Genomic DNA, 15,092 nt, shown 5'->3' on the forward strand with positions numbered 1-15,092 from the left:
ACATCCTCCAGCCCGACAGCATAAACCTGCGCGGGTCAGACGGCTAGGAGCCTAAGCCTGACCTTGCAGCAAAGTTTTCACTTCCTTGCCAGCTTTGGCGAAATCCATGCGGCCGGTATAGCGCTCTTTAAGCGCCGCCATGCAGCGGCCCATGTCTTTCAGCCCCCCCGCTTCAAGCTCGCTGACCACAGATTGGGCGGCCTGGGCGATCTCGGCGGGCTTCATGGGTTCCGGCAGATAAGAGCTGACGATCTCGGCTTCCGCGCGTTCGCGCTCGGCGAGATCCAGCCGGCCCGCATTTTCATACGTCTCGGCGCTCTCTTCGCGTTGCTTGAGGAGTTTTTGCAAGATCGCCTGGATCTCAGGCAAATCGCAGCCGTCGCAGCGGTCTTCCGCCCGCGCGGCGATGTCGCGATCCTTGATGGCGGCCTGGATCAGGCGCAGCGTGGAGACACGCGTGCTGTCCTTGGCGCGCATGGCGTCTTTGAGGTCAGAGAGGATGCGGTCGCGAAGCGACATGAGGGCACCTATTTTCGGCGGCGCTGCTAATAAGCGCCAAGCCATTGGAATTACAAGAATTTGCAGCGCTGCCTTTAGCTTGACCCGGCCTCACCGCTCGCCTACGTTCCGCGCGTTTAACCGCCCGCCGCTGGAGCCCAGCTCGCGGTCCCGCGCGTGTCAGGAGGCGAGCACCTATGCCGGAAGCGATCAAGAATCAAGAGCCGATGCAATCAACTTCTTCCGATTCCCAGCCCGATTGGGCCACAGCCGCTCTGATTTTAGCAGACGGAACAGTGTTTTACGGAACAGGGGCAGGCGCGACCGGCTCCGCCGTCGCCGAACTCTGTTTCAATACCGCGATGACCGGGCACCAGGAAATCCTGGCCGATCCCTCCTATGCGGGCCAGATCGTGTGTTTCACCTTCCCCCATGTGGGCAATGTGGGCGCCAACGCCGAAGACGAAGAGGCCTCGAGCCTCATCGCCCGCAAGGCGGCCGTGGGCATGGTCAGCCGCGAGGAGATCACCCCGCCGGCGAGCTGGCGGGCGGAAACCGGTTTTGACGAATGGCTGGCGGCGCGCGAAATCATCGCCATCACCGGCGTCGACACCCGCGCCATCACCCGCCGCATCCGCGAGACCGGCATGCCCATGGCCACCATCGCCCATGCGCGCGACGGCAAGCTCGACATCGCCGCGCTGAAAGCCCAAGCCAGGAACGCCCCGCCGATGGAAGGCGTCGAGCTGGCGGGCGCCGTCGCCTGCGACGCCGCCAATGACTGGACGGACGGCGATTGGGGCTGGTCGGAAGGCTTCGCCAAAGGCCCCGAAGACGGCCCGCTCGTCGTGGTGCTCGATTATGGCGTGAAGGCCAACATTCTGCGCCGCCTCGTCTCCGCCGGCGCCCGCGTACAGGTCGTGCCGGGCAAGGCGAGCAAGGACGATGTCCTCAAGCTCAACCCCGCCGGCGTTCTGGTCTCCAACGGGCCGGGTGATCCCGCCGCCACCGGCGAATACGCGCTCGATACGATCCGCGGCGTGATCGAGGCCGGCGTGCCGGTTCTGGGCATCTGCCTGGGCCATCAGATGCTGGCGCTGGCGCTTGGCGCGAAGACCGAGAAGATGGTTCAGGGACATCACGGCGCGAACCATCCGGTGAAAAACATCGAGACCGGCCAGGTGGAGATCGTGTCGATGAACCACGGCTTCGCGGTGGATCGCGACAGCCTGCCCGAGGGCGCGGTCGAGACCCATGTGTCGCTGTTTGACGGCACCAATTGCGGGTTCAAACTAACCGACAAGCCGGTCTGGGCGGTCCAGCATCACCCTGAAGCCAGCCCCGGCCCGCAAGACAGCTTCAAGGTCTTTGAGAGCTTTGTCGGCGGGCTGAAAGCCGGTTAAGCCGCTAGCGGCTCCGTCTGGCGCAATGCTAGTCTGCCTGCCGGGAAGGGGAGGCGCGCGCATGATGGAGCTGACACGGCGGCAAACGCTGGCCACGGGGTTGGCGGGGCTGACAGGATTGACGGTCGCCGCCTGTTCTGGGCGGACAGGTGCGCCAGACAATCTGTTGCGCGTCGCCATCGAGACCGAGCCTGACAGCCTGGACCCGTTGCGCGGTCAGTTCGCCTCCGCCGCGCTTTTATACAAGCAGCTCCATGCGCCGCTGACCGAATATGCGCCCTCTGGCGGGCTGGCGCCGGGACTGGCTTTGACGTGGCGCAGCGAAGACGCCCGCGTCTGGCGCTTCACTCTGCGCCCGGACCTGGTGTGGTCGGACGGCGCGCCCCTGACCGCCGATGACGTGGTCTGGACGGCCCGGCGCGCCGTGGACCCCACCACAGGTTTTGCGGATCTGGGCGATTTTTTCGCCGTGATCGGCGCGCGCGAAGCGCTGGCGGGAGAGCGTGATCCCGACACCATCGCCGTCAGCGCCCCTGACCCGCGCACCGTCGTATTCGAGCTGGATCGCCCGGTGGGTAATTTCCCGGTGCTGATGCGCGAGTTCTACCCCCTGCCCCGCTATCAGGTGGAAGCGTATCCCGATGACTGGATCCGCCCCGAACACTGGGTTTCGGCGGGACCTTACGTGCTGGACCGCTACGAAGCGCTGTCTTTGCAGCTGGTGAAAAACCCGCGCTTTCCCGCCGCTGACAGCGTCAAGGTCAACGCCATCAGCGTGGATGTGATTGATACGCCCTCCGCCCGCGCGCGTCGGTTCCGGGCCGGCGATTATGATCTGGCCGAGCGTCCGCCCACCGATCAGATCGGCTTTCTGCGTGAGACTGTGGGCGATCGCCTGCACGCCTATCCCGCCCCGATCCTGACCTATCTCAAGCTCAATTGCGCCCAGCCCCATCTGAGCGATCCACGGGTGCGGCGGGCGCTGAGCCTGGGGCTCGACCGGGCGTTCCTGAACACGCATTTCTTCAATGACGAGGCGCAATCCTCAGACACCGTGATCCCGCGTCAGGGCGACGCCTACACGCCGCCGCGCCCTGACCCTGAGCGCGCACGCGCGCTGCTGGCCGAGGCGGGCTTCACCGCCCAATCGCCTTTGCGGCTGACCGTGCGCGCGACCGCCGGCGACCGAGACCGGCTGGCCATCGCCCTGCTTGATGACTGGTCGCAAATCGGGGTGGAGGGCGAGCTGCTCGCCAGCTATCCCCTCGATCTTTATCAGGCGGTGGACGCCGGGGATTTCGATGTGGCGCTGGCCAGGTTTGATCGCGGGCTGAAATCGGACCCCGACTTCATGCTGCAGCCCTTTTCCCGCAACGGCTTCGCTGACAACACAAATTGGTCCGGCGCGGCGCGGGAGAATTTCGACGCGCTGATGGCGGACGCCTACGCCATGATCGACCCGGCGGAGCGGGCGGCGCAGTTCCGACGCGCGGAAGCGATCTTTCTGGAGGCGATGCCCAATATCCCGCTCCTGCATGAACGCGCCTATTGGCTGGTCTCGGACCGCACCCGCACCCCTGACGACATCCAGCCCCAGCTCTGGCGGGATCTGGCGCTCCGCTAGGCCAGACGCGCGAGCGCGGCATGAGCGTTGCACGTTCTTTCCCCGGACATGCGAATACGGACAGGGCGCTACAGAGCCCAAGCCATGTTCAAATGCCTGAAGAGCGCTTTTATTTCAAGGCGTTCAGCGCGACCGCAAAGCGGTTGCGCCGCCCCTTAAGGGGCGATCCTGAAGGCGGAAGAAACTGCCGATATGCAGATTTGGACGGCAAGACCGACCTGCCGCAGCCTGTGACCCGACCTTCGGGGACAAGACGTCAGGAGAAGACACATGAGCGCGAGCGCCATTACCGGCCCCTCATGGACACCGTGGGACACCAAGCACGCCAAAGGCGCCGCCCTGGGCGAAATGGCCCTGCCCGATCCCACAAAAAAGCCCGAAGACGCCCGCGAGAGCGAACAGGCCGCCGCTGCGCCTGAGCTGAACCGGGAGGAAAAGGCAGGCAAGATCAATGAAAGCCTGTCGTCGCAATTGTTCGCCGCCTTGCTCGATATGCAGAATTTCGCGCAATCCAATCCCATGGGGGACCGGGACAACGAAGCCGGCTCTGAAATCGCGAACGGCGCCACCAGCGTGGATGGCGGCAGCGCCAATTTGACAGATACGGACGACGCATCGGGCGGCGCGACAGGCGAAACGGTTCAACAAGCTGAGGAAAATGACGACAAGCGCGGCGTCAGCGCCCAGCAGTCTGGCTCGGCCACCGTGATCAGCGGCAAAACCGCGGCGGCGACGACGGATATGGATGACACCGCATTGTCTCCGGCCCTGCTGGCCCAGATCGAGGGGGCTCGTAATCCTCAGGCCGCGACCGACAGGCTCGCCCGCTTCCTGGCCTATAGCTAAACCATGACCCCCGATTTCGCCCTCACGCTCTGGCGTGCGGACTTGGTGCGCTTTGAGCTGCAAGACCGCCAGCTGAAGACCGGCAAGCGCGTGATCGCCAATCATGCCGGCTGGCTGCGGCGCTATCACGGCCTGGATCATCTGGCGGTTCTGTTTGAGCAAATCGAAGCGCAGACGGACCAGATCACCGACCTGCCGCGCCTGATCTACGCCGCCTGGTTTCATGACGCGATCTATAAGAGCTGGCGCCGCGACAATGAGCAGCGCAGCGCCGACTGGGCGCAAACGGCGCTTGTGGACATGGGCGCGAGCGAAGATCTGGCGGCGCGCGTACACCGCCTCATTCTGGCGACGGCGGATCATGCCGGCGGCGGGGCGGATGCTGATGACGCATTGTTTCTGGACATGGACTGCGCCGTTTTGGGCGCCGCCCCTGACGCCTATGACCAGTATGCCCGGCAGGTGCGCGCAGAACATGTCTGGGCGCTGCCGCATTCCTATAAAAAAGGCCGCGCGGCGTTTCTCAAACGCCAGCTCGAGCGGGAACGCCTGTTTCACACCGCCGCCTATCAGGACCGGTTTGAAGCGCAGGCGCGCGCCAATATGCAGCGCGAGTTGGAGAAGCTGACGCGCTAGTCGGCGCGCAACACCTCGTCAAACAGGGCCAGCGACCGGTTCAGCAGAATCTGGCGCGAGGCGCTCAGCTCCAGGAAGTGGGTCTCCCCCTCCAGCAGGATAAAATCAAACGCCTGCTCTGATGACATGTTCCGCCGAAGCGCATTGGACGCCTCGATCGGCACGACGGAATCTTCATCGCCATGCATCAGCAGAATCGGCGCGTCCAATGCGTCAGCATTGCGGAAAATCGAAATCCGGGCGGCCTCTTCGCGATCAAAGACAAGATCGCCGATATATTGTTCCCAGAAATCATAGGCGAACACGCCGCCGCCCGATTGACGGGCCTCCGCCAGCAAGCTGACCGGATCCGTCACCGGCGCCACCGCCACAACGCAGCCCACATCCTCCGGCGCCATGATCGCCGCTCTGAGCGCTGCATACCCGCCATAAGACGCGCCCGCGACGCAGAATTGACCCGGTCGGGCCAATGACGCCGCCTGCAGCGCCCGCGCCCCATCCAGACTGTCCTCGATCATCCGATCGCCGAACTCGCCAAATCCGGCGCGCTGGAACTCGACGCCATACCCCAACGAGCCGCGAAAATTGGGCTGAAGAACCATGTAGCCTTGTGACGCATAGGCTTGAGCCCACCAGTCAAAGTCCAGATCATCGCGGCTGGCGGGACCGCCATGCGGCAAAAGGATCAAGGGGAGCGGACCTGCAGCTTCGGTCCATCCCGCCGGCGTCGTCAGCACCCCTTCGATCTCCAGACCATCGGAGGCCTGATAGGTGTAAAACCGGCGTTCAGGCAGATCTTGCGCAGACAGGTTCGGATAGCCGGCGGCCACGACGGCCACGCTGCCTGCCGACCGCTCGTACAAATAATAGGTTTGCGGGCGTCCTGGTTCAGACAGGGTCAGAAGCAGCATGTTCCGGTCGGCGCTGAAGGATTCAATGATGACCGGCGCCCCCAGAGCCCCCTCAAGCGCGCTCGCATCCGCTCGCAGCTGTTGATCATAGAAATATTGCGCCCTGAGGCCTTCGCGCTCGCCGATAAATCCCAACAATTGTCGGTCATGACCCCAGACAGGCCGCTCAACGATATCCAGATCGTGCTCATCCGGCAGGGAGATGTCGCCGGTCGTGCGATCAATCTGACGGTATCCGCCTTGCTCGCTCGGGAACATCGCGAGAAAATCCGTGTCTCCGACAAAGCCCAGGATCGACGGGGCGTCACTCAAGTGCTGGCGCGAATAGATCACCGCCCCATCCCGGCCCGGCTCGCGGATTTCGAGCAGATTTGATCCTTCATCAAAATGGGTCTCGGCCACGACGTCGCCGGTCGCGCTGACGACGCGCCCCATGATGTCGCTACGATCGATACGCCGCGCGCCCCCCGTTTCGAGGCTGACCCGATACAGGCTGCTGTCAAACCCGGATCGTGTCTCAAACCGCGTGCCGACCTGACTTTGGCCGTCGCGATAATAATTCATCTCCATCAAGACCGATTCAGGGTCGTTGATAGCCATGGAGACGATATTGGTGGTGTTCGTGCTGCTGCGAAGATTGGGCGCCAGAAGCACCACCTCCCCGCTCTCGACGTTCAGAGACACGCTGCGCGAGACCAGGTAATGGCGAAGGCCTTCAGACGTGCTCAGCGTGTTGTAGGACGAAAAGCTCAAAAGCAGATAACCGTCAGAAGCGAAATAGGCGTCCTCCAGCGAGGTGTCTTCAGGCGCTGGAATGATATGCAGCAGCGCATTCGCCTGAAGATCATAAACGCAAGCGGCGATCCGCGATTGCTGCCGACAATGCGTCGCCATCCAGCGACCGTTCGGCGAAAGCCGGGGGTTTGAATCCAGCGGCGTCGCGGCGTAATCCGCCAAGGTCTGAGCCTGAACAGCCGGGGACGCAGCGAAAACCGCCACCCCCAGACACACGACGCTGGCTATAATGCTTTTCATGATCGCTCCCCCCGAAAGGAAGCAACATTTCCCCCAAAGAGATACATTTCAAGGAATAATTCACTCAACTGGACAGCCGGACGCACCCGCGTTCCAGCTGGCATGTGAATAGACCGCAATCACCTCTCGCCAAGCGACCGATTCCGGTCTAAGCACGGGTTTCAGCGTACATCATCAGCGCCGCACGCCGCCTCCGCCCCGTTTCGGGCTTGTCAGAGGCTGCGTTTTCGCGCGCGCGTGCAAAACTTTAAGAGGCCGGCCATGCCCAAGCGCACAGACATCCAGTCCATCCTGATCATCGGCGCCGGTCCCATCGTGATCGGCCAGGCCTGCGAGTTTGACTATTCGGGCGTTCAGGCGGTGAAAGCGCTCAAGGAAGAGGGCTACCGGGTGATCCTGGTGAACTCCAACCCCGCCACGATCATGACCGACCCCGATCTGGCCGACGCCACCTATATCGAGCCGATCACGCCTGAAATGGTCGCCAAGGTGATCGAGAAGGAACGCCCCGACGCGCTTCTGCCCACCATGGGCGGACAGACCGCGCTCAATTGCGCGCTGGAACTCGACAAGCGCGGCGTGCTGGAGCTGTTCAATGTGGAGATGATCGGCGCCAAGGCCGATGTCATCGACAAGGCGGAAAACCGCGAGCGCTTCCGCGTGGCGATGGACTCCATCGGCCTTGAAAGCCCGATCTCGCGAACCGTGCACACGATGGCGGAAGCCGAGATCGTGCTTGAGGAATTGGGCCTGCCGGCCGTGATCCGCCCCTCTTTCACCATGGGCGGCACCGGCGGCGGCATCGCCTACAATGTTGAAGAGTTCCGCGAGATCGTCACCTCGGGCCTCTATCACTCCCCGGTCACAGAAGTGCTGATCGAGGAAAGCGTTCTGGGCTGGAAAGAATACGAGATGGAAGTGGTTCGCGACAAAGCGGACAACTGCATCATCATCTGCTCGATCGAAAACATCGATCCTATGGGCGTTCACACCGGCGATTCCATCACCGTCGCGCCCGCGCTGACCCTGACCGACAAGGAATACCAGCGCATGCGTTCGGCCTCGATCGCCGTGCTGCGCGAGATCGGGGTGGAGACCGGCGGCTCGAACGTGCAGTTCGCCGTGAACCCCAAGGATGGCCGCATGGTGGTCATCGAGATGAACCCGCGCGTGTCGCGCTCTTCCGCGCTGGCGTCCAAGGCCACCGGCTTTCCCATCGCCAAAGTCGCGGCCAAGCTGGCGGTCGGCTACACGCTCGATGAGATCGACAACGACATCACCGGCGGCGCGACCCCGGCGAGCTTTGAGCCCACCATCGATTATGTGGTCACCAAGATCCCGCGCTTCGCCTTTGAGAAATATCCCGGCGCGAAAGCCACGCTGACCACCTCCATGAAGTCGGTGGGCGAAGCCATGTCCATGGGCCGCAGCTTTGCCGAAAGCGTGCAAAAAGCCCTGCGCAGCCTGGAAACCGGCCTGTCGGGCTTTGACGAGATCGAGATCGACGGTCTGGACCAGGCCGAAGACGAGGCCGCGCGTCATCAATCCGTGCTGGCGGCGCTGTCGCAACCCACGCCGGATCGCCTGTTAGTGATCGCCCAGGCCTTCCGCGAAGGACTGACCGTGGAGCGCATCCAGAGCGCGTGCCTTTATGAGCCGTGGTTCCTGCGTCAGATCGAAGTGATCGTGCACGCCGAAGAACAGGTGCGCATGCTGGGCCTGCCGCAAAATGGCGACGAGCTCTTAAAGCTCAAATCCATGGGCTTCTCCGACAAGCGTCTGGCAACCCTCGCCAAGGTCGAGGAGACCGAGGTGAAGGCGCTGCGCAAGACCTTCGGCGTACGCCCCGTCTACAAGCGCGTGGACACCTGTGCGGCCGAATTCGCTTCGCCCACCCCCTATATGTATTCGACCTATGAGCGCGGCGGCGAATGCGAAAGCGCGCCGACGGATCGCAAAAAGGCGATCATTCTGGGTGGCGGGCCGAACCGGATCGGCCAGGGCATCGAGTTTGACTATTGCTGCTGTCACGCGGCCTTCGCCTTCGCCGAGATGGGCATTGAATCCATCATGGTGAACTGCAACCCCGAGACCGTCTCCACCGATTACGACACCGCGGACCGGCTGTATTTCGAACCTCTGACCGCCGAAGACGTGCTGGAGCTGATCGAGACCGAAATGCAATCGGGCGAGCTGCTGGGCGTGGTGGTCCAGTATGGCGGCCAGACCCCGCTGAAACTGGCGCCGGAGCTGGAAGCGGCGGGCGTGCCGATCCTCGGCACCGCGCCGGACGCCATCGACCTTGCTGAAGACCGCGAACGCTTCAAGGCGCTGCTGGATGATCTGAACCTGAAACAGCCGCCCAACGCCATCGCCCATGATGAAGCTGAAGCGCGCGTCATGGCCGAGGAGCTGGGCTTCCCGCTGGTGCTGCGCCCGTCGCACGTGCTCGGCGGTCGCGGCATGGAGATCGTGCGCGATGTCGAGAGCTTCAGCCGCTATATCCGCGAAGCCGTGCATGTGTCGGGCAAGGCGCCGCTGCTGCTCGACCGTTATCTGTCAGACGCGTCCGAAGTGGATGTGGACGCGGTCTGCGACGGCGAGGATGTCTGGATTTCCGGCATCATGGAGCATATCGAGGAAGCGGGCGTGCACTCGGGCGATAGCGCCTGTTCCTTGCCGCCTTACTCGCTCTCTGACCAGACCGTCAGCGAATTGCGCCGCCAGACGAAAGCCCTCGCGAAAGCCATCGGCGTCAAGGGCCTGATGAACGTGCAGTACGCGGTGAAGGACAACATGGTCTACCTCATCGAGGTGAACCCGCGCGCCAGCCGCACCGTGCCGTTTGTGGCGAAAACCATCGGCGCGCCGGTGGCCAAGATCGCCGCCAAGGTGATGGCCGGCGCGAAATTGTCAGAGTTCGAGACCCCGGCCATGCCAAGCCGCCATATCGCGGTGAAGGAGGCGGTGATGCCGTTCTCGCGCTTCCCCGGCGTCGACCCGATTCTCGGCCCGGAAATGCGCTCCACCGGCGAGGTCATGGGCATTGATGAACGCTTTGAAGCCGCCTTCGCAAAAGCCGAGCTGGGCGCGGGCGTAAACCTGCCGAAATCGGGCACGGTGTTCGTCTCGCTGAAAGAATCAGACAAGCCGATGATGATTGAATCCTGTCATCGTCTGACCGCTCTGGGCTTCAAACTGCTGGCGACCTCGGGCACGGCGGCGACCTTGAAAGAGGCGGGCGTCGCGGTTCAGCCGATCAACAAGGTCTTTGAAGGACGCCCTCACATTGTTGACGCCATCAAGAACGGCGAAGTGCAGCTGGTGTTCAACACCACCGAGGGTCAGCGCTCCATGATCGACAGCTATTCGATCCGCAGAACTGCGCTGGAAATGAAGATTCCATGCTATACGACAGCGTCGGCTTCACGGGCCGCAGTGAAGTCAATTGCGGCGATTGATGCAGGCCAGCTTGAACCGCGCTCATTGCAATCCTATCGTAATAGGCCGTCTGGCGGCTGAGTAGAGTTGTCAGTTCGTCAGAGCACTGATCACGAGACCGGACATTCATGCAGAAAATTCCGATGACCGCCGAGGGCCACAAAGCGCTCGACGAAGAACTCAGACACCTCAAGAGCGTGGAACGGCCTGCCGTGATCGCCGCGATTTCCGAAGCGCGCGAACATGGCGACCTGTCCGAGAACGCCGAATACCACGCCGCCAAGGAGCGGCAGGGCTGGATCGAAGGCCGCGTGCAGGAGCTTGAGGACAAGATCGCTCGCGCCCAGGTCATCGACATCTCCAAGATGTCGGGCAGCCATGTGAAGTTCGGCGCCACGGTCACCGTGGTGGACGAGGACACCGAGCAGGAGAGCACCTACAAGATCGTCGGCGATGACGAGGCCGATGTGAAATCGGGCAAGATCTCGCTCTCCTCCCCGATCGCCCGCTCCATGATCAACAAGGAAGAAGGCGATGTGGTCGAGGTCAACGCGCCGGGCGGCGTGAAAAGCTACGAGATCCTCAAGGTCGAGTGGAAATAGGCTCGGCCGAACTGCAGACGACAGAGAGAAGCCGGCGGAGTGATCCGCCGGCTTTTTGGCGTCAGGCGGACCGGTCCTGACCGATCCGTCTGACTGAGGACCGTTCGGGGCGGCCCTATTGGCTAGCTATCGGATGAAGGCCCGGCAGATACATTTCCGGGTCGACCCGGTCGCCATTCTGATGCACTTCCACATGCACATGCGGGCCTGTCGACAGCCCTGTCTGGCCCACGTCCGCAATGACGAACCCAGCTGTGACCTGGTCCCCGACCGCAACATGCATGTCGCCCAAATGGGCGTACAGAGTGGTCCAGCCAGCGCCATGATCAATCCCGATGACATGTCCCCAAGCTGGTGAGCCCTGGTAATTGTCGCCGACGTAAAAGACGTGACCGGGTGCAGGTGAATACACGGGAGAGCCGAGCGGAGCGGCGACGTCCACACCGCCATGATTGCGCGCTGACTCCGGTAGTCCCGAGGGTATGGTGCGAAGGCCGTACCCAGACGTGAACCGCCCTTCCAGCACGACATGCGAGAACACCGGCGCATTGATGGCTCGACCGGACGCCTGGGCCAATTGCAGGCCTGCGGCGCCAACAAGGAGGCTGACAGCCCCTAGCCCGCCAAGTATGAGCCGCCGCCATTTCGGGGATGGTGCGGGAGATAGAATTGAGATCAGTCGCATTTTGAGCGCCTCTTTGTAGGTTACGCCGAAACCAACAGCAGGTGCGGACCCCGAATCCGTACGCACTGTGTCCAAAAGCGCCCGGGCGTAAGAACGGACCCTTTCGGTATCTTTGCGACGCAGAACGTCCGCGTCGCACGCCATCTCAACAGCGAGCTGACGACGCTGTTCACACGCCCACCAAGCCGGATTGAACCAGAACACAAGCCCGAGCACTCTCATCAGCAGAGCTGTCAGGACATCTCTCCGACGCGCATGCGCGAGCTCATGATCGACAATGTCGAGGTTTGATTGGGAGACAGAATAATACGGCGGCAAAACCAGGCAGGGCCGAAACACCCCGCATAGAAATGGCGAGCCTGACTGCTCAGATTGGCGAATATCCAGCGCCACGCCTTGATGAGTCGCACGTGGCAAGATCGCCTGAATCAAATCGGCAGACGCAAGAGATGTGCGCCTTATGGTCTTGTGCAAGCGCCAGGACCGGATCAGTTCAATCACAAAGCGCGCGCTTGCTCCCAACACCCAGATCAGTGTCAGCACACCTGCCAGCGTGTAAGACTCCGCCATCCGGCCCAGAGGCTCCAGACCAACGGGCTCTTCCAGTTCTGAAGAGAACACTGGCATGCCACTAAAAGTCGGCCAGATCTGCGGTGGCTCCCAATGCTCCCCCACGAAATTCGTCACGACCGCTAAAGGGAGAGGCGCCAGCGTGATCAGAAGGGCCAGGGTCCAGATCCGGTCTGCTCGGGAGCCTGCAGCTCCTTCAAGACTGGCCGCCAGTCTATAACAGATCAGCCCCAGTGGCAGGCTGAGCAGCAAACCGATCAAGACTTCACTCCATAACGCCTTCATGAGTCTGATCGCTTCTCAGATGGGGGTGAAGCCGTCACCTCCAGAATTTGCTCAAGTTCCTCTAGCTCTTCGGAGTTCAACAACGCACTCCCCGTGAAGGCCGACACCGGCAGAACACCATCGACTTCCAACACACGCTTGGTGAAGTCACTCACCAAGCGGCTGATCAGATCGACCTTGCGATCGGCCGCCGCGAACACGGCGAGGCCGTGCACGCTGTCCTTGTTCACCAGCCCTTTGTCGACCATGCGCTGGATGACGGTTCGGGTAGTGGAATAGGACCAGCCCTGCGCTTCGCCGATCTGGTCATGGACTTCACGAGCGCTAAGCCGGTCATGGGACCAGAGCGCCTTGAGCACTGCGAGCTCGCTGGGATTGGGTTCGGCTGCCATGTGACACCTCGCTTGTTTACGCTACATCTGTCACATGATTCTGACAGACGTCAACTCAAAATCGACCGAACCGCCCTTCCCGCTTGACCCAAAAGGCATTCCGGCGACGATGTCGGGCATGGACACACGCTCATGCATTGTGGTCTCTGACGGGCGTCGGGGCATTGAAAATCAGGCGCTTGGCCTGGCCGAAGCGCTTGGGCGGCTGACCCCGCTCCAGATTCTTCCCATCCAGGCGCCTCGCACTGGACGCTTGCCGGAGCCGAGCATGATCGAGCCGGATCTATGGATCGGCTGCGGCCGGGCGGCGGTGCGCGCGGCGGCGCTGCATCGCCGGCGCTGGCGGCGCACGCGCTTTGTCTATGTGCAAAAGCCGCGCAGCCAGGCCGACCTCTTTGACCTCATCATCGCGCCGCGCCATGACCGGATGCACGGACCGAACGTGCTCAATATTCTGGGATCGCCCAACCGCATCACGCCGCAGCGTTTGAACGAAGGCGCCAGCGCCTTCGCGGATCGGCTGGAAACCCTGCCCGGCCCGCACGCCGCCTTGCTGGTTGGCGGCGACAGCAAACATCACCGCTTCACCGACGCCGCCTGCGCGAACCTTCTGCACGAGGCGGATTCAATACGGCGTCAGTCGGGATCGCTGATGATCACCGTGTCGCGTCGCACGCCGCACGCCCTGACCGAGGCGCTGCGCAGTCGCTATGGCCAGGCCGAACGGGTCTGGTTTCATGATGGCGAAGGCCCCAATCCCTATTTCGCCTTTCTCGCGGCGGCGGACTGGATCTGCGTCACCGAGGACTCAACCAACATGCTGTGCGAGGCCGCCGCCACTGGCGCGCCAGTCTACCGGCTGGGCGTGGACGGCGATCCGGGCAAGTTCCGTCTGCTTTACGCCGGGCTTGAAGGCGTCGGCGCGGTGCGCCCCTATCTGGGCCGCCTGGAAAGCTGGAGCTATGATCCGCTTCACGAAACCGACAGGGCGGCGCACGCCGTGCTTGAAATTCTGGCCTAGGAAGGCGACATCAGGGCCATCAAACCCGTTCCGCCTGCGCACGGCCCGCCTTAAGGGGCTGATGCGCGGCTCATGATCATGAAGGAGTCGGCCATGGCCGAGACCCGTCACGCCAAGCTTGTCATCATCGGTTCCGGTTCCGCCGGCTATACCGCCGCGATCTACGCCGCTCGCGCCATGCTGGAGCCTCTGCTGATCGCAGGCATGCAGCCGGGCGGTCAGCTGACCATCACCACCGATGTCGAGAACTATCCCGGCTTCGCCGACCCCATCCAGGGTCCGTGGCTGATGGAGCAGATGAAGGCGCAGGCGGAAAACATGGGCACGGCCTTCGCTGATGACCTGATCGTCGACGCCGATCTCAGCGCCCGCCCGTTCAAGCTGACCGGCGATAGCGGCGTGGTCTACACCGCCGACGCCGTGGTCATCGCCACCGGCGCCAGCGCCAAATGGCTCGGCCTTGAAAGCGAGCAGGCGTATCAGGGCTATGGCGTCTCGGCCTGCGCCACATGCGACGGCTTCTTTTATCGCGACAAGGAAGTCTTCGTGGTCGGCGGCGGCAACACCGCTGTGGAAGAAGCGCTGTTTCTGACCAATTTCGCTTCGAAAGTGACGCTGGTGCACCGCCGCGATTCCCTGCGCGCGGAAAAGATCATGCAGGAACGCCTGTTCAACCACCCCAAGGTGGAAGTGGTCTGGGACAGCCAGCTTGAAGAGGTCACCGGCGAAGACAAGCCCGTCAAATCCGTCACCGGCGTCCGGCTGAAAAACGTCAAGACCGGCGAGATCGAGGACCGCCCCGCTGACGGCGTCTTCATCGCCATCGGCCACGCCCCGGCGACCGAGTTGTTCACCGGTCAGCTGGAAACCAAGGAAGGCGGCTATCTGGTCACCGCGCCCGATTCCACCTCCACAACGATCCCCGGCGTCTTCGCCGCAGGCGACGTGACCGACGACAAATACCGCCAGGCCATCACGGCGGCGGGCATGGGCTGCATGGCGGCGCTGGAAGCGGAACGCTATCTCGCCGCCCTCGACGCGGCGCGCGACAAGGCGTCTGACGCAGCCTAGCCACCCCGGTTTCAATTTGCGGGGCGCGGCTTCGATGATGCACGAGCGTGTGTGAGATCGACGACAGCGCCC

12 protein-coding genes are annotated in these 15,092 nt (G+C 62.7%); 8 read left to right on the top strand and 4 right to left on the bottom strand.

Features of this window, described 5'->3' with window-relative positions; translation table 11 throughout:
- Positions 1-51: 51 nt before the first annotated feature.
- On the bottom strand, positions 52-519 hold the full coding sequence (locus ACTIGF_RS14780) for a GatB/YqeY domain-containing protein (RefSeq protein ID WP_439637596.1): 468 nt from the start codon (positions 517-519) through the stop codon (positions 52-54).
- Between the two features lie 206 nt (positions 520-725).
- Between ACTIGF_RS14780 and carA the strand changes: the two genes are divergently transcribed.
- The 4 genes from carA to ACTIGF_RS14800 all read left to right on the top strand — a co-directional run bounded on the left by carA (position 726) and on the right by ACTIGF_RS14800 (position 5,007).
- Positions 726-1,901 (top strand): glutamine-hydrolyzing carbamoyl-phosphate synthase small subunit, encoded by a 1,176-nt coding sequence (gene carA, locus ACTIGF_RS14785; RefSeq protein ID WP_439637597.1) that lies wholly within the window; start codon positions 726-728, stop codon positions 1,899-1,901.
- Positions 1,902-1,962: 61 nt separating this feature from the next.
- The gene (locus ACTIGF_RS14790; protein WP_439637598.1) at positions 1,963-3,525 is read left to right on the top strand and encodes a peptide ABC transporter substrate-binding protein; all 1,563 of its coding nucleotides are present in this window, start codon (positions 1,963-1,965) and stop codon (positions 3,523-3,525) included.
- A 270-nt stretch (positions 3,526-3,795) separates the two neighbouring features.
- Positions 3,796-4,371: a hypothetical protein gene (locus ACTIGF_RS14795; protein WP_439637599.1), complete on the top strand. Its 576-nt coding sequence runs from the start codon at positions 3,796-3,798 to the stop codon at positions 4,369-4,371.
- 3 nt (positions 4,372-4,374) lie between these two features.
- Positions 4,375-5,007 carry an HD domain-containing protein gene (locus tag ACTIGF_RS14800; RefSeq protein WP_439637600.1) on the top strand — a complete coding sequence of 211 codons (633 nt, stop codon included), beginning with the start codon at positions 4,375-4,377 and terminating at the stop codon, positions 5,005-5,007.
- Here ACTIGF_RS14800 and ACTIGF_RS14805 read toward each other — a convergent pair.
- Positions 5,004-6,953: an alpha/beta hydrolase family protein gene (locus ACTIGF_RS14805; RefSeq protein ID WP_439637601.1), complete on the bottom strand. Its 1,950-nt coding sequence runs from the start codon at positions 6,951-6,953 to the stop codon at positions 5,004-5,006. The two genes, ACTIGF_RS14800 and ACTIGF_RS14805, sit on opposite strands and share 4 nt — an antisense overlap.
- 261 nt (positions 6,954-7,214) lie before the next feature.
- Between ACTIGF_RS14805 and carB the strand changes: the two genes are divergently transcribed.
- Both carB and greA read left to right on the top strand, forming a co-directional pair.
- Positions 7,215-10,475 carry a carbamoyl-phosphate synthase large subunit gene (gene carB, locus ACTIGF_RS14810; protein ID WP_439637602.1) on the top strand — a complete coding sequence of 1,087 codons (3,261 nt, stop codon included), beginning with the start codon at positions 7,215-7,217 and terminating at the stop codon, positions 10,473-10,475.
- Positions 10,476-10,522: 47 nt separating this feature from the next.
- Positions 10,523-10,996, top strand: a complete 474-nt coding sequence (gene greA / locus ACTIGF_RS14815) for a transcription elongation factor GreA (protein ID WP_022701568.1) — start codon at positions 10,523-10,525, stop codon at positions 10,994-10,996.
- A gap of 115 nt (positions 10,997-11,111) precedes the next feature.
- On the opposite strand, the gene ACTIGF_RS14820 is transcribed toward greA, so the two are convergent.
- Positions 11,112-12,536: a M56 family metallopeptidase gene (locus ACTIGF_RS14820; RefSeq protein ID WP_439637603.1), complete on the bottom strand. Its 1,425-nt coding sequence runs from the start codon at positions 12,534-12,536 to the stop codon at positions 11,112-11,114.
- Complete coding sequence (locus tag ACTIGF_RS14825) at positions 12,533-12,928, bottom strand: BlaI/MecI/CopY family transcriptional regulator (protein ID WP_439637604.1); 396 nt, start codon at positions 12,926-12,928, stop codon at positions 12,533-12,535. Before ACTIGF_RS14825 ends, ACTIGF_RS14820 begins: the two co-directional genes overlap by 4 nt.
- A 118-nt stretch (positions 12,929-13,046) precedes the next feature.
- Between ACTIGF_RS14825 and ACTIGF_RS14830 the strand changes: the two genes are divergently transcribed.
- Both ACTIGF_RS14830 and trxB read left to right on the top strand, forming a co-directional pair.
- Positions 13,047-13,949, top strand: a complete 903-nt coding sequence (locus tag ACTIGF_RS14830) for a mitochondrial fission ELM1 family protein (RefSeq protein ID WP_439637605.1) — start codon at positions 13,047-13,049, stop codon at positions 13,947-13,949.
- Between the two features lie 93 nt (positions 13,950-14,042).
- Positions 14,043-15,020, top strand: coding sequence for a thioredoxin-disulfide reductase (gene trxB / locus ACTIGF_RS14835; RefSeq protein WP_439637606.1), 978 nt, complete (start codon positions 14,043-14,045; stop codon positions 15,018-15,020).
- Positions 15,021-15,092: the final 72 nt, after the last annotated feature.

This window comes from Oceanicaulis sp. (genome assembly GCF_051859625.1).
Classification (GTDB): Bacteria; Pseudomonadota; Alphaproteobacteria; order Caulobacterales; family Maricaulaceae; genus Oceanicaulis.